Below are 17988 nucleotides of genomic sequence, written 5' to 3' on the forward strand. Positions count from 1 at the left end.
TGTCAGGCGTTCGCCCACACGCTGTTCGGGTCCCCATGCACCGCGCGGCGTCGCGTCGCCCGCGCCATCGCGGCGAAGCCCAGCGCCATCGCCAGTGCCACGCCGTCCACCCAGAACAGCGGCCAGTAGCCGCGCGCGGCGCTGGTCCACAGCCACAGCCCGCTCATCGCGCCGTGCACCACCGGGATCAACGCGGTCACGATGGCCGCCGCCCACAGCAGCTCCACCGCCGCCTTGGCCGGCGCGCGCAGCGCCGCCCACAGGGCGCAGCCGCCCCAGACCAGGAAACACACCCAGCGCATGCCACGGTCCGCGTGCGCCGGTGCCAGGTGCTCCAGCAGCTGCACGCTCACGAACGCCGCCGACACCGCCACGCACAACCCGATGCACACGCCCACCGTGGCCCGCGCCATGTTGATCTGCGCGCGGCCCTGGGTGGCCTGGCGGCGCTTGCGGCGCGACTCGATCCACAGCAGGTTGCCCGAATAGAACAGGAACGCCCCGCCCAGCCCCAGCGCGAAGTACAGCCACGGCACCAGCCCGTTGCCGAACTCGCCGAAGTGCAGCGCATAGGCCGTCGCCAGCGTGGCGTGGTTGGCATCGCGGCGGCCCGGCAGCTGGGTATGCAGCACATCACCGGTGTTGGCATCCATCGCCACCGCACCCAGTGGGCCCAGCGACACGCCGCCGTCGCCGGTGATCTCGATCACCGCGTTGGCATCGCCGGCATTGGCCAGCTTCAGGTAGGCCGGCTCGAACCGTGCCTGGCCCTGGTCATTGGCCACCGCGATCGCGCGGGCATGCAGCATCGCCAGGCTGCCGGCACGGACCGGTTCATTGGCGGGTGCGCGGATCGGCGCGGTATCGGTCGCGGCCGGCAATGCGGCCAGCAGGTTGTTGTCGTAGATCAGCGGATTGAGCGCGGCCATCTGCAGGAACATCAGGCACAGCAGCGCGCCGGTGACCGCGAACAGCAGGTGGAAGGGCAGGCTGAGCACGCCGATCACGTTGTGCGCGTCCTGCCACATCTGCTTGAGGTTGCGGCCCGGGCGCAGCGCGAACAGGTCACCCGCCAGTTTGGGCAGGTGGATGACCAGCCCCGACAGCAGCGCCAGCCCGTACAGCAGGCTCACCACGCCCATCAGGTAGATGCCGGCCACCGGCAGGCCCAGCGTGTAATGCAGTTCGTTGACCAGCTCGGCCAGACCCGCCTGCGGCGGAGTGGGGCTGCCGTCCACGTGGTCGGCCCAGGCGAACAGCCAGGTGCCCTTGGCGTCCTGCCAGTACGCGATGGACTGCGGCGTTTCCGCGCCCGGGAAGGTCATGCCCACGTGCTTGCGCGCATCGGGGTGTTTGGCCAGCACGCCATCGAGCAGCCGCTGCGCATCGTCCAGCGTCTGCGCCGGCTGCTCCCTGCCCTGCGGCGACTGCCACAGCGGCAGGTCGTGGTGGAACACGGTGATCGCACCGGCATAGAAGGCCACGAACAGCGCGAAGCCGGCCACCAGGCCAACCCAGGTGTGCACGGTGGTGAAGGTACGCAGGGTGAGCGAACTGAATTTCATCGAATAGGCCTCACTGCACCCAGTGGACGTGGCGCAGCAGCCACAGCAACGCGAAACCGGTCGCCGCGCTGGCGCCCAGCCACAGCCATGCGCGAAGACCGGTACGGAACGCAAACGCCCACAGTGCGGCCAGCATCCACAACGGAATGAAGGCGACCATGCTGGGCACGATCACCGCCTGCCACGGGCCCGGCGGCAGCCAGGCGATCAAACCGGCGGCGGCGGCCGCCACGAAGAATCCGGCCACCAGGCCGGCCAGCGCACGTGCCCACATCAGCGCCGCGCCTCCGCGTCCGGCCGCGTCCAGGCGGCCAGGTAGGGCAGCACCAGCGCGGTCAGCATCCAGCCGGCCAGCGTGACGCACAGCCCGGTGGCCAACCCCAGCTGGCCCATCCACAGCCACAGCGAGGTGGCGGCCGCGATCAGCCCGAGCTGGTTGCCCAGCCGCCCGGCGCGCCGCAGGCGCGGCCAGCGGCAGTGCGGCGAAGCGGCATAGAACGCCAGCGCCGAAAACGCCGACGCCGTACCGGCCAGGCCGCAGTACAGCAGCGCCAGCATGTCGGCACTTACCACTGGTAGCGCACGCTGGCGGTGACGGTGCGCGCGTAGCCGTAGTAGCACCAGGTGCTGCTGTTGCAGGCCGACACGTATTCCTTGTCGGTCACGTTGCTGGCGTTGACCTGCACCCGCCACGGGCCGCGGTCGTAATGCACGGCCGCGTCGAACAGGGTGAACGAGGGCGTGTACCACTCGTTGTAGATGTCGCCGTAGATGCCGCCGTTGTAGCGCACGCCGCCGCCGAAGCCGAAGCCGCTCAGCGCGCCCTGGGTGAAGGTGTAATCGGCACCCAGCGAGGCGCTCTGCTTGGGCACCAGCGCCACGCGCTTGCCGACCGACGCCGCATCGGTGCTCTGCCGCACCTTCGCATCCAGGTGGGTGTAAGCGCCATACACGCTCAGGCCCTGGCCGATGTTCCAGCGGCCTTCCAGCTCGCCGCCGCGCACGCGGGTCTGGCCCTGCTGGATAGAGAACAGCGTGTGGTCCGGGTCAACGGTGAGCGTGTTGTCCTGGTCGATCTGGTACACCGCCGCGGTGAGCAGCAGCTTGCCGCCGTCGGGCTGGTACTTGATGCCGGCCTCGACCTGCTCGCCGGTGGTGGGCGAGAACGCCTTGCCCGCGAAGTCGGTGCCGATGGTGGTCTGGAACGACTGCGACCAGCTCACGTACGGGCTCAGACCGTTGTCGAACAGGTAGTTCACGCCGACTTTGCCGGAGAACTGGTCATCGCTCTGGTGCGCCGAGCTGAGCGTGCCGATGCGCTGGTCGGTATCGGTGCCCACCCAGTCCTGGCGGCCGGCCAGCGTGACCAGCCAGCGGTCGATGCGGATCTGGTCCTGCAGGTACAGCCCCAGCGTGCCCTGGGTCTGCACCTGCCGCGAGCTGTAGTCGGGCACGGTCACCGGCGCGCCGTACACCGGGTTGTAGGCGTCCAGCGGCGGCGCGCCGAAGGCGAACGCCGAGGCGTAGTCGTCTTTCGAGCGGCGGTAATCCAGGCCGGCCAGCAGCGTGTGTTCCGCGCCGCCGGTGGCGAAGTGGAAGGTCAGGTTGTTGTCGATGGCAAAGCTGCGCGAGGTGTTCATGCGCGGGTAGTAGTAGCGCACCAGTTCGGTGCTGCCCGGCGCGGCCAGGCCGAACAGGCCCAGCGAGCCGGCGCTGGCGTCCACCTCGGCCCAGGTGTAGCGCACGTTCTGCGCGAACACCGTTTCATCGCCGAAGTCGTGGCGGAATTCGTAACCGAGCGAGGCGGTTTCCTTGGTGTAGTCGTTCACGCCCGGCTCGCCGCCGAAGAAGCTGCGGCGGATGTAGCGCCCGTTCGCACCCGGCACCATGGTGCCCTCGTAGGGCAGGAAGCCGCCGGCTTCCACCGTGTCGTTTTTCTGGTAACGGGCCAGCACGGTGAGCGAGTTGGCGTCGTTCGGCGTCCACGTCACCGCCGGGGCGATGTAGTAGCGGTCGTCGTGGACCTTGTCGATCATGTTGTCGCTGTTGCGCGCCAGGCCGGTGAGGCGGTACAGCAGCGTGCCGCTGTCGTTGAGCGCGCCGCCGATATCGAACGCGGCCTGCTTCAGGCCGTAGTTGCCCACCTGCAGTTCCACTTCCTGCGCCTGGTCGGCGTGCGGGCGCTTGCTCACGAAGTTGACCAGCCCGCCCGGCGGCATCGCGCCGTAGTTGACCGACGCCGGGCCCTTGAGCACGTCGATGCGCTCCAGCCCGTAGGGCTCGATCCGCGATTCGCCGGTCCAGGTGCCTTCCACGCTGGCCAGGCCGTCCAGGTAGCGCGCCGGCTTGAAGCCGCGCACCAGCAGCCAGTCGCTGCGGGTGTCATCGCCGTACTGGCCGCCCTGCGCGCCGGCGGTGTACCACACCGCTTCTTCCACGCCGTGGATGCCGCGGTCGCGCATCTGCCGGTCGGTGATGACCGAGATCGACTGCGGAATCTCGCGCAGCGGCGTATCGGTCTTGGTCGCGCTGCCCGAATCGGTGGCAATCGGGGCGGTGACCTGCACCGTGTCCAGCGTCCGCGCGGCGTCGCCGGCCTGCGCCAAGGCGACCGCCGGGGTGGCGAACAGGGCGGCGTGCAGGGCGACACCGAGCAGACGGGGCAGGGCGACAGCGGCCGTGGGGGCGGCGAACGACATGGCAATCCTTGAAAAAGCAGGCCCGGCAAGGCGTGCGGGCAACCTGCGCATGGTAATCATTGCTGTTTTCGTTCGCCACATGCCCCTGTTCAGGCGCCCATCAATCGGTAGCGCCGGCCGTTGGCCGGCCTTCGCCATGCCGGGTGTCTCAGGAGCCGGCCAACGGCCAACGGCCGGCGCTACCGGGCTCGCGGCATTGGGCATCCCCCCGCGTTTGGTTTAAGATCGAGCCATCCACCTCGAGGCAACAAGGTGACCCGCGCCAAGCGCCGGTCCAGCGTGCGACATGAGCACTACCACCGCCCAGCGCTGAACGTCATGACGGCCCCTTGCCCAGGCGCCTTCGTGGCGCTTTTCTTTTATCCGGCCGCGCGCCCCGGACACCCTCGACCCCTGTTTCCTCGGCCTGCGCCGCAGGCCCACCAGCACAAAGCACAGTCATGATCGCGATCACGCTCCCCGACGGCAGCCGCCGTGAGTTCGAAAACCCCGTCAGTGTCATGGACGTCGCCCAGTCGATCGGCGCCGGCCTGGCCAAGGCCACCATCGCCGGTTCGGTGGATGGCGTGCTGGTCGATGCCAGTGACGTCATCGACCATGACGCGACCCTGCGCATCATCACCGCCAAGGACGCAGAGGGCGTGGAGATCATCCGCCACTCCTGCGCCCACCTGGTTGGCCATGCGGTCAAGCAGCTGTACCCGGACGCCAAGATGGTGATCGGCCCGGTGATCGCCGAAGGCTTCTATTACGACATCCAGTCCGAGCGCCCGTTCACGCCTGACGACATGGCCGCCATCGAAAAGCGCATGGGCGAGCTGATCGCGCAGGACTACGACGTGGTCAAGAAGGTGACCCCGCGCGCTGAGGTGGTGGAGATCTTCAAGGCCCGTGGCGAGGAGTACAAGCTGCGCCTGATCGAGGACATGTCGCCGGACATCCAGGCCATGGGCATGTACTACCACCAGGAATACGTGGACATGTGCCGCGGCCCGCACGTGCCGAACACGCGCTTCCTGAAGGCCTTCAAGCTGACCCGCATCTCCGGCGCCTACTGGCGTGGCGATGCGCAGAACGAGCAGCTGCAGCGCATCTACGGCACCGCCTGGGCCGACAAGAAGCAGCTCGAGGCCTACATCAAGCGCATCGAAGAAGCCGAAATGCGCGACCACCGCCGCATCGGCAAGCAGCAGGACCTGTTCCACCTGCAGGAAGAGGCCCCGGGCCTGGTGTTCTGGCACCCCAAGGGCTGGGCGCTGTGGCAGGTGGTCGAGCAGTACATGCGCAAGGTCTACCGCAAGAGTGGCTATGGCGAAGTGCGCTGCCCGCAGATCCTGGACGTGAGCCTGTGGAAGAAGTCCGGCCACTGGGACAACTACCAGGACAACATGTTCTTCACCGAATCGGAGAAGCGCACCTACGCCGTCAAGCCGATGAACTGCCCGGGCCACATCCAGGTGTTCAACCAGGGCCTGCACAGCTACCGCGACCTGCCGATCCGCTACGGTGAGTTCGGTTCCTGCCACCGCAACGAGCCCTCGGGCGCGCTGCACGGCATCCTGCGCGTGCGTGGCTTCACCCAGGACGACGGCCACGTGTTCTGCACCGAGTCGCAGATCGAATCGGAAGTGACCGCCTTCCACCAGCAGGCGCTGGCGGTGTACGAGCACTTCGGCTTCGACGACATCCAGATCAAGATCGCGCTGCGCCCCGAATCGCGCCTGGGCGACGACGCCACCTGGGACAAGGCCGAGGCCGCCCTGCGTTCGGCGTTGTCCCGCTGTGGCGTGGAATGGCAGGAGCTGCCGGGCGAGGGCGCCTTCTACGGCCCGAAGATCGAGTACCACCTCAAGGACGCCATCGGCCGTACCTGGCAGCTGGGCACCATGCAGGTCGATTTCATGATGCCGGGCCGCCTGGGCGCCGAGTACGTGGACGAGAACAGCCAGAAGAAGCACCCGGTCATGCTGCACCGGGCCATCGTGGGTTCCATGGAGCGGTTCATCGGCATCCTGATCGAACACCATGCCGGGCAGTTCCCGTCCTGGCTGGCGCCGACCCAGGCGGTGGTGGCCAATATCACCGACGCCCAGGCTGAATACGTGCAGGAAGTGACGAAAACCCTTGCAGATCAAGGCTTCCGGGTAACGTCCGATTTGCGCAATGAGAAGATCGGATATAAGATTCGCGAGCATACGCTGCAGCGGGTCCCGTATCTGCTGGTGGTGGGCGACCGTGAGAAGGAAAATGGCGCCGTGGCCGTGCGTACGCGCTCGGGCGAAGATCTGGGCAGCATGTCCGTCCAGGCCTTCATCGAGCGGTTGCAGGCAGAACAGTCTGTGTAAGAAAGTCCCGGCCCTGCGGATGATCCGCGAGGGCCGGTTTGATTCCTCTGGGAGATTGCAATATCAGTACCCCTGACAACAAACAGAACCGCAAGAATCAGGAAATCCGAGTGCCGCGCGTACGCGTGATCGGCAGCGACGGTGAAATGATTGGCGTGTTGACGCGTGACGAAGCGCTGTCGATGGCCGAAGAAGAAGGTCTGGACCTGGTCGAGATTCAGCCGCAGGCTGATCCGCCGGTGTGCAAGATCATGGACTTCGGCAAGTTCAAGTTCGAAGCGCAGAAGAAGGCCAACGAGGCCAAGAAGAAGACCAAGCAGGTCGAGATCAAGGAAGTCAAATTCCGTCCGGTCACCGACGAAGGCGACTACCAGATCAAGCTGCGCAAGATGCGCGGTTTCCTGGAAGAGGGCGACAAGATCAAGGTCAACATCCGCTTCCGTGGCCGTGAAATGAGCCATCAGGAACTGGGTCGCGAAATGGCCAACCGGATCGAAACCGATCTGGGAGAGGACATCGTGATCGAGTCCCGTCCGCGCCTGGAAGGCCGGCAGATGGTCATGATGATCGCGCCCAAGAAGAAATAAGGGTTTGACGCGTAGAGCCACCCCATGGGTGGCTTCGCGGTCCAGAACCACGCGCGGCCACGCGGCGCGTGGCCGGACGGGGCGTCGCTCCGTTCAGGTTTGTGGTCGCCTGCAACCCCGGCGCAGCAAACCCCGCCCAATCAAAGGTTTGCAACCATCACAGTTCCCATGCATAATGGGCGACCCCGTTTTTGCGGGGCTGCTGTTTTGAACGGTTTCAAGCTTTTCAACGGCAACAGGACCGGCCTGGTTCCCAATGGGGATCCCGGGCTTACAAGCAGGCAAGGGCACGGACGGAAAGTGTGGCAATGCCACCGCCCTGGTCAGTGACAAAACATCATCAAGGACATTGCAATGCCCAAGATCAAGACCAACCGGGCGGCGGCCAAGCGTTTCCGCAAGACCGCCTCCGGTAAGTTCAAGGCTGGCCACGCCAACCGTAGCCACATCCTCACGAAGAAGTCGACCAAGCGGAAGCGCAATCTGCGTCAGACGAACCATGTTCGTGCAGAAGACGCAGGCCGTTTGAACCGTATGCTTCCCTACCTCTGAGGACTGACCCATGGCACGAGTAAAGCGTGGCGTACAGGCGCGTCGCCGCCACAAGAAAATTCTGACCCTGGCGAAGGGTTACTACAACGCTCGCCGCAAGGTCTTCCGCGTTGCCAAGCAGGCCGTGATCAAGGCACAGCAGTACGCCTACATCGGTCGTAAGCAGAAGAAGCGCAACTTCCGTTCGCTGTGGATCACCCGCATCAACGCGGCTGCCCGCATCAACGGCCTGAGCTACAGCCGTTTCATGAACGGCCTGCTGAAGTCGGGTATCACCCTGGACCGCAAGGTGCTGGCCGATATCGCCGTGCACGACGCAGCTGGTTTTGCTGCACTGGCCGAAAAGGCCAAGGGCGCGCTGGCGGCATAAGTCCATTCCCCGCCGTTGCCGTGCAAACGCAACGGCTGCGGGTAAGGCAATGCATGGGGAAGGGCGCAAGTCCTTCCCCATTCTTTTTTGTGGCGGCGGCAGCCCAACAGGGTGCCGCCCCGACAGCGGTGGCGACGGGGGTCGGCCCGGCGCGCATCGCGAAGGCATACCGACGCGAGGTCCAGGCTATCCATGAGTGACATCCAATCCCTGACCACCCAGGCGCTGGCCGACGTGGCCGCCGCCCAGAGTCCCGATGCGCTGGAAGCCCTGCGCGTGGCCCTGCTCGGCAAGAGCGGCAGCATCACCGCACAGCTCAAGCAGCTGGGCACGCTGCCTGCCGACGAACGCAAGGCCGCCGGCGAAGCCATCAACCTGGCCCGAGACGCGCTGACCAGCGCGCTGGGCGAACGCAAGGCCGTGCTGGAGAACGCCGCGCTCGACGCGCGCCTGGCCGCCGAAGCGATCGACATCACCCTGCCGGGCCGTGGCGCCGAACGCGGTGGCCTGCACCCGGTCACGCGCACCCTGGAGCGCATCACCGAGATCTTCGGCCGCCTGGGGTACGAGCTCTCCGAAGGTCCGGAAATCGAAGACGACTGGCACAACTTCGAGGCGCTGAACTTCCCGCCGCACCATCCGGCGCGTGCCATGCACGACACCTTCTACTTCGGCGATGGCCGCCTGCTGCGCACGCATACCTCCGGTGTGCAGGTGCGCTACATGGGCGACCACGCGCCGCCGCTGCGCATGATCGCGGCCGGCAAGGTGTACCGCAGCGACAGCGACCAGACCCATTCGCCCATGTTCCATCAGGTGGAAGGCCTGCTGGTGGATGAGCATTCGACCTTCGCCGACCTCAAGGGCACCTTGTCCGAGTTCGTGCGCGCGTTCTTCGAGCGCGACTTCGAAATGCGCTTCCGCCCCAGCTACTTCCCGTTCGTGGAACCCGGCGCGGAAGTGGACATCGCGTGGCAGCAGCCCGACGGCAGCACCCGCTGGCTGGAAGTGCTCGGCTGCGGCATGGTGCACCCGAACGTGCTGCGCAACGTGGGCATCGACCCGGAGCGCTACACCGGCTTCGCCTTCGGCCTGGGCGTGGAGCGCTTCGCCATGCTGCGTTACGGCGTGAACGACCTGCGCGCGTTCTTCGAGAACGACGTGCGGTTCCTGAAACAATTCGCCTGATGACGGAATGCCGGGCAGAGCCCGGCACCACGATTGTCGAGGCGACGTAGAGCCGGGCTCTGCCCGGCTGTCGAAATTACGGCCCAGGCGCCTGCGCCGGGGCCCCCCAGGGTGACACCATGAAATTCTCTGAAAACTGGCTGCGCAGCCACGTTCCCACCACCGCCTCGCGCGACGAGCTTGGCGCGGTGCTGACCGCCATCGGCCTGGAAGTCGAAGAGGTCACCGACCTTGGCGCGGGCCTGGACCACGTGGTGGTGGCGCGGATCGTCTCGGCCGAGCGCCATCCCGAAGCCGACCGCCTGCAGATCTGCCAGGTCGATGCCGGGCAGGGCGAACAGTTGCAGATCGTGTGCGGCGCGCCGAACGCGCGCCCGGGCCTGGTCGCACCGCTGGCGATGATCGGCGCCAAAATCGGCGAGCTCAGCATCAAGGCCGCCAAGCTGCGCGGCGTGGATTCCAACGGCATGCTGTGCTCGGCCAAGGAACTGGGCCTGGACAGCGACGCCTCGGGCCTGTTCGAACTGCCTGACGACGCCCCTGTGGGCCAGTCGCTGGTGGAATACCTCGGCCTGCCCGACGCCAGCATCGAGATCAAGCTCACCCCCAACCGGGCCGACTGCTTCAGCGTGCGCGGCATCGCCTTCGACGTGGCCGCCGCGTGCGCCAGTGAAGTGGTGCCGTTCAATGCCGCCCCGGTGGCCGCTGCAGGCAGCCGTGAGCTGCAGATTGAACTGGCCGCCGGTGCCGAAGCGCCGCGCTACCTCGGCCGTGTGATCGAAGGCGTCAACCCGCGCGCCGCCACCCCCCTGTGGATGGCCGAGCGCCTGCGCCGCAGCGGCGTGCGCCCGGTGTCGCTGCTGGTCGACATCACCCAGTACGTCATGCTGGAACTGGGCCAGCCGATGCACGCCTACGACCTGGGCACCCTGCAGGGCAGCATCGGCGTGCGCCGTTCGCGCGCCGGTGAAACCCTCAAGCTGCTCGACGGCCGCGACGCCGCGCTGGACGACAGCTTCCTGGTGGTCACCGACGCCGACCGTCCGGTCGGCCTGGCCGGCCTGATGGGCGGTTACGACACCCGCGTCACCGACGACACCGCCGCCGTGTTCCTGGAGGCCGCGCACTTCGCGCCGGCCGCCATCATGGGCCGTGGCCGCAAGCTGGGCCTGCACACCGACGCGGGCCACCGCTTCGAACGTGGCGTGGACCCGGCGCTGCCGCGCATCGCGATCGAATACGCCACCCGCCTGGTGCTGGACCTGGCCGGCGGTACCCCGGCCCCGGTGACCGAGGCGGTACGCGAAGGCGACCTGCCGGCGACCGCGACCATCGGCCTGCGCCGTGCGCGCATCGCCCGCGTGCTCGGCCTGCAGATTGCCGACGCCGACGTGGAGCGCATCCTGCGCGCGCTGGGCATGGAGGTGGCTGCGGCTGCCGACGGCTGGCAGGTCACCGCGCCGAGCCGCCGCTTCGACATCGCCATCGAAGAAGATCTGATTGAAGAGCTGGCCCGTATCCACGGCTACGACCGCATTCCCACCACCCTGCCGGGCGGTGCCGCACGCGTGGCCATGCCCAGCGAAACCCGCCTGGACGACCTGAGCACGCGCCGCCAGCTGGTGGCCCGCGACCTGCAGGAAACCATCAACTTCGCCTTCGTCGATGCCAACCTGCTCGCGCAGTGGCAGCTGGCCGAGGGCCTGGTGCCACTGGCCAACCCGCTGTCGGCCGAACTGGCGGTAATGCGCCCGTCGCTGCTGCCGGGCCTGGTGGCCACCCTGGGCCGCAATGCCGCCCGCCAGCAGGGCACCGTGCGCCTGTTCGAACTGGGCCGCGTGTTCCACCAGCAGGCCGGGGAGGGCGCGCCGGCACCGCTGGAAACCCAGCGCGTGGCCGCCGCCGTCTGTGGCGACGCCGATTCCCTGCAGTGGGGCCTGGCGACCCGCAAGGTCGATTTCCATGACCTCAAGGGCGACCTGGAATCGCTGGCCGCCGCCTCCGGCGCCGCGCTCAGCTTCGTGCCGTCCACCCGCCCGTACGGCCACCCGGCGCGTTCGGCCGAGGTGCTGCGCGACGGGGTCAACCTGGGCTGGATCGGCCAGATCCACCCGCGCCTGGCCAAGGCCATGGACATCGACGTGGACGTGTTCGCCTTCGAGCTGGACCTGTCCCCGCTGGCCGCCCGCAACCTGCCGCGCGCCAGCGAGTTGTCGCGTTTCCCCTCGGTGCGCCGCGACCTGGCCTTCCTGGTTCCCGAGGCGGCCGCCTGGGCCGACCTGGAAGCCACCTTGCGCCGGGCCGTGGGTCCGCTGCTTCGGCAGGTGACCCTGTTCGACCGTTACGTGGGGCAGGGGGTAGAGCCGGGCTTCAAGAGTCTCGCTATGGGCTTGATTTTGCAGGACAAGTCGCGCACTCTGACGGACCGCGACGTGGATGCGGTGGTCACCGAGGCGGTGGCCGCAATGGAGCGTGAACACCACGCCCGGATCCGCGGTTGAGCGGGCAGCATGGGGGGTAGCAGGCAATGGCATTGACCAAGGCTGAGATGGCCGAAAAGCTGTTCGACGAAGTGGGTCTGAACAAGCGCGAAGCCAAGGAATTTGTCGACGCGTTCTTCGATGTGCTGCGTGAAGCATTGGAACAGGGACGTCAGGTGAAGCTGTCCGGCTTCGGCAATTTCGACCTGCGGCGCAAGAACCAGCGCCCAGGCCGCAACCCGAAGACCGGTGAGGAAATTCCGATTTCCGCCCGTACGGTGGTCACCTTCCGTCCGGGCCAGAAGCTCAAGGAAAGGGTAGAGGCATATGCTGGATCCGGGCAGTAACCGCGAACTTCCGCCGATACCGGCCAAGCGCTACTTCACCATTGGTGAAGTCAGCGAGCTGTGCGATGTAAAGCCGCACGTGCTGCGCTACTGGGAAACCGAATTTCCCAGCCTGGAACCGGCCAAGCGCCGTGGCAACCGCCGCTACTACCAGCGCCATGACGTGCTGATGGTGCGCCAGATCCGCGGCCTGCTCTATGAGCAGGGCTACACCATCGGCGGTGCCCGCCTGCGCCTGGAAGGTGCCGGCGCGCGCGACGAATCGGCACTGAGCAACCAGATCATCAAGCAGACGCGCATGGAGCTGGAAGAAGTACTGCAACTGCTCCGTCGCTGAACCATTTTTCGATCAAACCCGTTATACTTGTCGGCCTGCTGCAAAGCAGGGACAACACCAGCATCATCGGGGCGTAGCGCAGCCTGGTAGCGCATCTGCCTGGGGGGCAGAGGGTCGTCGGTTCAAATCCGGCCGTCCCGACCAATACTGGTTGTACATCAAGGGCTTGCGCCGTACGGTGCAGGCCCTTTTTGTTGCAGTACCCTATTCCCACCCTATACGCTGCTTGCCAGGGCTGTTCGACCGCTCAACCGGGATGCGAACCACGCATCCCCAGCGGTGGGAGGACTCGATGTAGACGAGAGGGGGCATGCTAAGCTGGCCGCCAAATGCGGAGGCAATGGAATGCTATACAGGGGAATGAAGCCGGATCCGGCTGATCTGTCCAAGCCCAAATGCGGTGACTCTGCCTCAACGCTTGGGGTGAGAGTTAGACATGAACCAGGGGCGCCAACGCCGCATCACGACATCGTCGCGTATGCGGGTATAGTGCGGCCACAAGCAGGAGGTATGTCGGTTATTTCTGAACGATATGACGACCTTCCTGATCACAGGTTGCCTTGTAAGTTTGGTGGTCTCGCAGAAGATCACGAACTATTCATGCTACTTCCTTCATCGTTGCCAGCGCAGTTAATCGCACGCGCGGACCGAGTAAACAATGTGCTTCATCGAGCTATCGAACCTGCGTCTGTGTGCCCGGTCGACGATTACATAAGCGCCATCCACGGCACGAAGCCGCTCTGGATCATGGTGGAAAATGGATAGCCTCAGCCTAAACCTAGTGACCTACTATCTCCGGATATTTGAGAGCTTCAGCTTGTTCGATTCCGGTGACCTCGATACTCGGGACGTACTGCTCGCAGAGCTGGACGAGCTTTGGTTGATCATGTCGGCGGACGAGCGCGTCGTTTCTAAGTCGTTGGCAAAGAAGGCTCGTAGCGATTACGATGCATTGAGGAAGCACAGTGCAAGTTCACCGGGCCAACACTTGGCCACCCAGGGTTCAACGCCGCCCGCTGGCCGGTCGTCAGTGTCTCTCTATGCGAGAGGTGCAGATTTTGGCAGAGGGGCGATTTGGCGACGGCGCGCACAGGCGGATGACCGTGCCGCCCGTTCATCGCTAACTGATCGCGTGCAACACGGGACTGCCGAAAAATGAGCGACTTGGATAAGGAGCTCATTTTCAACCGTACTGTGCAGACCGAGTTTGCGGATAGGATTGATGACAGCTCGGATGAAAAACTGAACATCCTCGGGCTTTACCACGCGGGCGCAATGGAAGTGCACCGTTCCGGTGGAATCTGGATCTTCCCAGGGCTGGACGTGAGGGTATCGGTTGAATCAAACAAGAGCGATCCCATTCGGGAATTGGTGATCTTTGTCTTTTTTGATGAGGAACTCGTTGCGCGTACAGAGTTTTCACCGGAGGAGATCAGCGAGGTTGCAGAGATCACGGAGACGGACCTTGCTCAGGGAGGACTTCCGGCTCAGTGGTTCGGCTGGAGCGGTCGCATCGGTGCGCGTCTAATCCATGCTGATAGTGTCATCCGTGTTCGCGTCCTCACCGAACAGGGTGTTATGGCCGGCGGCGCCTTGCGGATCGTCGCGACCGCGACCGACGTGGTGGATGAGCATCGGGCACTCTGATCGCAGTCCTCTCCTGCATGCCGTTTTGGCGCGATGTATTGAGGTGCAGGTCTGAAGAAGTCGCGTCCTGTGGCTTCGTGCATCGAAGCATATCGTTATTGACGTTGATATGCGCAGAGGGTCGTCGGTTCAACTCCTGCCGTCCGTACCAATACCGGTTGTAGATCAAAGGCTTGAACCAAGCGGTTCAGGCCTTTCTTATTTCGTACGCTATTCTCACCTTCAATTACTTGCGCGACAACCACGCGACCTTAGAGGTCGGATTTGCATGGGCATTCGCAACATGGAGACCTGACCTGACTTGGCCTGATATAGCAGAGACACTCTCAATTAGGTCTAATGAGGGGAAGTGGGTTAGATCTCTTAGGAGCGTCAAAGATGCGTTGGAATCGCCCCGTCACTTTAGCCGCACCTGTCGAGGCTGCGCTCGGGTCCCGTCCAATCAAAATTGCGTACCTGGTGCCGTTGGATACACCTGAAACCGCACAGCTAATACTGGATGGGGTGTTCTTTGAGTCCTACTCCAGATGGGCAGGGGCTCGCACCCTCATGGTGCCAATAATGGCTGGTAACTTTCAGGATGAAGGTTTCAAATCTTGGCTTGTCCACTTCGATCCTGATTTCATCTACACGTACTCAAATCTTGCTAGCGATTTGGTCGAGGAAATCGATCGGCTTTGCTCGCCAGTTGCTCTCTTGGCTCATAGGCATGATTACTGCGAAGTAGATCGAGGCTGGAGGTCCTATCTTCCGCGATGGGAGCACTACTTCAGGCCAATGCCCTCTATCAGTACTGCACGTAGTCCTGATCTATATCGCATCTCGCGGCAGGATAGGCGTCAGCCTGAGCTGATGCTATTTACGCAGTACAACGCCGCGCCAACAAACCGCACCCTCGCCGACAATTTTGGCGTTAGCCTCGATCTTCACCATGTAATGCACGAGGTTGCTGGCTTGTATCGGACTCTGTGCCTTACGCCGATTGAATTGCCGGAGAACCTCATAGCGGGAAGTGAGCGCTGCACCTCCGTCGCGGATGCGTTTGCGGCGATAGCCGAGCACCGAGTTGCAACCGTGTCCCAGCTGGCGACGGCGCATAGCGAGGCGGTCGCTCAAGTGCACCATTCTTTATGGGCGGACACCTTTCGCATATTCGTTGGGACTTCGCCACTTGAAAGGATCAATTTCTGGAACTGCAGGAGCATTTGTGCAGGCACAAGTCATGCTGCAACTGCACTAATCGTTGATGAATCCTTCTTTGTTGATGCTCCGCTGCTACAGCAGTTAGGGAAGTACCTCAACAAGAATAATTTCGTTCGACAAGGTGGCGGCCAGAACCTGGTCTCGCTGCATAGCAGTGAGTACTCTCAGGACGCTCTTAACAGCTTTGCTACTTCACTTCGGGCTTGCACTTGGAACTCTGTATCAGTTCCTTCAGTATTTGATAAGGCTGTAATTTTTGAGCCCGATGAGACTGTGCATGAGTTCCCTGCACTTGCGGCATCGGCAGCAGTGAAGATAAGCGAAACCTTTACTCAGTTTAGAGCCGAAGAGCCCGAACATCTCTCCTTTCTGGACCCCAGGTTCAAGTCAGTCGGAAGGGGGCAGTGGATGGTCGAGATCGCCATAGAGCGACACAACAGCCTCTCCAAGTACAGTGATGTTGTCGATACGTGGGAGCTGCCGAATAGGAACCGCGTTACACGTGCCTTTACAGAGCGGTTGGCTAGGGCGACTCGTCAATGTCGTCTCGCACTGCTTCCTACTTCGAAGGAACCTCTCTATGGCAGAGGTCTTGCGACTGAGCCTTGGCTCTTTGACATATCTCTTCCATCAGATGAGACCTTCTTTCGCTATCTGGCGCTGAACTTTCATCAGTACCCAAGCGACGACCTGAGGGCTTCGCTCGCTAAGAGCGGCTACGCAGAAATCCGGGTGTCAGACAAGGGGCAGAATCTGCGGGGCGTTATCGCCATGTTCGGGCAACTCTCAGTGGCATATGAGGTGATCGGCAACGCCTACTGGAGGCGGGTGTTGGACGCCGCAACAGAAGGAGCGGCAAGGCCTCGTACATTTACCCTCGGCAAGCTTCGGAGCATGGCAGTGGACGACAAGGACTCTGTTGCTCGTGTCGCTAAGATCAGCAACTTTAGGGACTCCAAAGAGGCTCAGAAGTACCTCAGAAGCGGGCTTCTCGATACTCTTGAGAATTTGGTCAGATCGAAGGTGTTTTTTCAAGTATTCAACTGGCGATGCAATTACTGCGGTCATGCCAATTCGAAGATGTTTGACTTGATGTGTATCGAGAATCAGTGTTCGATCTGTTCAACGGTTTATCTTGCTCCAATCGACCTCGATTGGGAGTTTGAGCTTAATGAATTTGTGTATAGGTCGCTTAGAGTTGGTGGTGGACTTCCCGTTCTTTGGACGCTCGGTCACTTGTTGGATAGGACATTTTCTGGATCGTTTTGGTTCTTGCCGGAGGTTGACATATATTTGGAGCACGGACGCCCCGAGAAGAATGAGATAGATGCCCTTTGCATGCTGGGGGGGAAGTTCTATGCCATCGAGGTCAAGCGCTCAGTCAGTCTTTTTCTCAATGTAGCAGGATCCATTGAGAAGTTCTGTTCTATAGTCGAGCGGCTGAGGCCTGACGTCGCCATGCTTTCCTTTGAGCGCTATACCCTCGATGGTGAAGACAGTGATCTGGTGAAGGAAAGGCTGGAGAATGTCACCGACGATATCCGTGCAAGGATCGCTCCGTGGACAAAACTCGAGGTGTTAGTTGCCCAGGATTTTGATGGCTTCAATGACGTGCCCTACGATCTTGGCTGGGGAGGACCGAGAATTCGCTCACTGGTGGCCAAGCAGGCTGGTCCACGAGGAGGCTAAACCACATCTTAATGTGGCTGTGGATGCCCGACTCCACCTGTAGGTTTTTCTCGGGTGAACGTAGATGCCCTTGATTGTTGGTACAAGTCAGCAGAGGCGCGCGGTAAGCTGAACTGCGCGACGCTATCGCACGAGGACGTCGCCTGGGCGTACTTCGTGCCACGGCACGTCGTGACCCTCAAGATAGTGTTCAGTCATGGCTGCGGATGAGTGCCCTATCAGGCTTTGAACCTGATCGATTGTCCATCCCGATTCGCTCAACAACGCGCCGCCGAGGCTGCGGATTTCGTGAAAGCTAGGCGGGTTCGCACCATTGATTCCGGCGGCTTCGCGGGCATCTTGAAACGCGCGTGTCAGCTGTTCGGGCATGACCTGCGTGTGGTGCTTGCGCGCGGCAGCGCGTTTGTCCGACGGCCGCGCACGATCGGGCAGTCGGTGGACAACGACAGGCGAAAGCACGGAATCACGTGTCTGCGTCAGCAGGGTGACCAGCTGTTCGCCTACCGGGATCTTCAACTTCACCAGCGTGCTTCCCTCGGTCTTCAGCGGCACCACCCAGAGGAAGCCGTCGCGCACATCGGCGATTTTCAATGACACCACGTCCTCGCGGCGTAGTAGCGTGACTAGCGATAGATTCATTGCGAGGCGCAGCCACGGCTCGGCCTTGTCCCAGATCGCCGCGTAGACCTCCTTGGTCAACCGCTGGCGCTTTCGCTCATGCTGGAACCGGCGCGTGGCCAGTACCGGGTTCGTATCGATCCACCCCTCCTGAACTGCGTAGGCCATGATCCAGCCCAACATGTGCCGGAACTGCTGGCACGCGCGGTCGGACTGGGTCACGGCGCGGATGAACTCGGCGCAATCCTTGACCGTAATGTCTTCCGCCGGTCGGCTGCCCATGCCCGTCTCGATGCGGCGGATCACGCTCTCGTAGACCTCCGCGGTTTCGGTGCCCAGCCACGCGCGGGGATGTCGTGGC

General features: G+C 63.3%; 15 protein-coding genes and 1 tRNA gene. 11 read left to right on the forward strand and 5 right to left on the reverse strand.

Annotated elements, in window-relative coordinates; all coding sequences use genetic code 11:
• Positions 1-2: 2 nt before the first annotated feature.
• From ACOZHM_RS17475 to ACOZHM_RS17490, 4 genes are read right to left on the reverse strand one after another with little or no spacing between them, the layout of a single operon-like run.
• The gene (locus ACOZHM_RS17475) at positions 3-1565 is read right to left on the reverse strand and encodes a PepSY-associated TM helix domain-containing protein (RefSeq protein ID WP_421570591.1); all 1563 of its coding nucleotides are present in this window, start codon (positions 1563-1565) and stop codon (positions 3-5) included.
• Between the two features lie 10 nt (positions 1566-1575).
• On the reverse strand, positions 1576-1839 hold the full coding sequence (locus ACOZHM_RS17480; protein WP_421570592.1) for a hypothetical protein: 264 nt from the start codon (positions 1837-1839) through the stop codon (positions 1576-1578).
• Complete coding sequence (locus ACOZHM_RS17485; RefSeq protein WP_421570593.1) at positions 1839-2123, reverse strand: hypothetical protein; 285 nt, start codon at positions 2121-2123, stop codon at positions 1839-1841. Before ACOZHM_RS17485 ends, ACOZHM_RS17480 begins: the two co-directional genes overlap by 1 nt.
• An 8-nt stretch (positions 2124-2131) precedes the next feature.
• Positions 2132-4264, reverse strand: coding sequence for a TonB-dependent siderophore receptor (locus ACOZHM_RS17490; protein ID WP_421570594.1), 2133 nt, complete (start codon positions 4262-4264; stop codon positions 2132-2134).
• A gap of 440 nt (positions 4265-4704) precedes the next feature.
• Here ACOZHM_RS17490 and thrS point away from each other — a divergent pair, with 440 nt between their 5' ends.
• The 11 genes from thrS to ACOZHM_RS17545 all read left to right on the forward strand — a co-directional run bounded on the left by thrS (position 4705) and on the right by ACOZHM_RS17545 (position 17009).
• On the forward strand, positions 4705-6609 hold the full coding sequence (gene thrS / locus ACOZHM_RS17495; protein ID WP_421570595.1) for a threonine--tRNA ligase: 1905 nt from the start codon (positions 4705-4707) through the stop codon (positions 6607-6609).
• Positions 6610-6656: 47 nt separating this feature from the next.
• The gene (gene infC, locus ACOZHM_RS17500) at positions 6657-7196 is read left to right on the forward strand and encodes a translation initiation factor IF-3 (protein ID WP_421570656.1); all 540 of its coding nucleotides are present in this window, start codon (positions 6657-6659) and stop codon (positions 7194-7196) included.
• Between the two features lie 354 nt (positions 7197-7550).
• On the forward strand, positions 7551-7748 hold the full coding sequence (gene rpmI / locus ACOZHM_RS17505; RefSeq protein ID WP_017355265.1) for a 50S ribosomal protein L35: 198 nt from the start codon (positions 7551-7553) through the stop codon (positions 7746-7748).
• 10 nt (positions 7749-7758) lie between these two features.
• Complete coding sequence (rplT, locus tag ACOZHM_RS17510) at positions 7759-8118, forward strand: 50S ribosomal protein L20 (protein ID WP_017355264.1); 360 nt, start codon at positions 7759-7761, stop codon at positions 8116-8118.
• 192 nt (positions 8119-8310) lie between these two features.
• Positions 8311-9306 carry a phenylalanine--tRNA ligase subunit alpha gene (locus ACOZHM_RS17515; RefSeq protein ID WP_421570596.1) on the forward strand — a complete coding sequence of 332 codons (996 nt, stop codon included), beginning with the start codon at positions 8311-8313 and terminating at the stop codon, positions 9304-9306.
• A gap of 119 nt (positions 9307-9425) precedes the next feature.
• Positions 9426-11807 carry a phenylalanine--tRNA ligase subunit beta gene (pheT, locus tag ACOZHM_RS17520; protein ID WP_421570597.1) on the forward strand — a complete coding sequence of 794 codons (2382 nt, stop codon included), beginning with the start codon at positions 9426-9428 and terminating at the stop codon, positions 11805-11807.
• 26 nt (positions 11808-11833) lie between these two features.
• Positions 11834-12133, forward strand: coding sequence for an integration host factor subunit alpha (locus ACOZHM_RS17525; protein ID WP_005410432.1), 300 nt, complete (start codon positions 11834-11836; stop codon positions 12131-12133).
• A complete protein-coding gene (locus ACOZHM_RS17530; RefSeq protein WP_068853353.1) occupies positions 12114-12470 on the forward strand; it encodes a MerR family transcriptional regulator in 357 nt (118 codons plus the stop codon). The genes ACOZHM_RS17525 and ACOZHM_RS17530 overlap by 20 nt, the downstream gene beginning before the upstream one ends.
• Before the next feature lie 67 nt (positions 12471-12537).
• Positions 12538-12614: transfer RNA gene (locus tag ACOZHM_RS17535), tRNA-Pro, on the forward strand.
• Positions 12615-13625: 1011 nt separating this feature from the next.
• On the forward strand, positions 13626-14117 hold the full coding sequence (locus ACOZHM_RS17540; protein WP_421570598.1) for a hypothetical protein: 492 nt from the start codon (positions 13626-13628) through the stop codon (positions 14115-14117).
• A gap of 378 nt (positions 14118-14495) precedes the next feature.
• Positions 14496-17009: a hypothetical protein gene (locus ACOZHM_RS17545; RefSeq protein WP_421570599.1), complete on the forward strand. Its 2514-nt coding sequence runs from the start codon at positions 14496-14498 to the stop codon at positions 17007-17009.
• 123 nt (positions 17010-17132) lie between these two features.
• On the opposite strand, the gene ACOZHM_RS17550 is transcribed toward ACOZHM_RS17545, so the two are convergent.
• On the reverse strand, positions 17133-17933 hold the full coding sequence (locus ACOZHM_RS17550) for a tyrosine-type recombinase/integrase (protein ID WP_421570600.1): 801 nt from the start codon (positions 17931-17933) through the stop codon (positions 17133-17135).
• Positions 17934-17988 lie beyond the last annotated feature (55 nt).

The sequence above is a fragment of the Stenotrophomonas sp. PD6 genome (assembly GCF_049199305.1).
Classification (GTDB): domain Bacteria; phylum Pseudomonadota; class Gammaproteobacteria; order Xanthomonadales; family Xanthomonadaceae; genus Stenotrophomonas.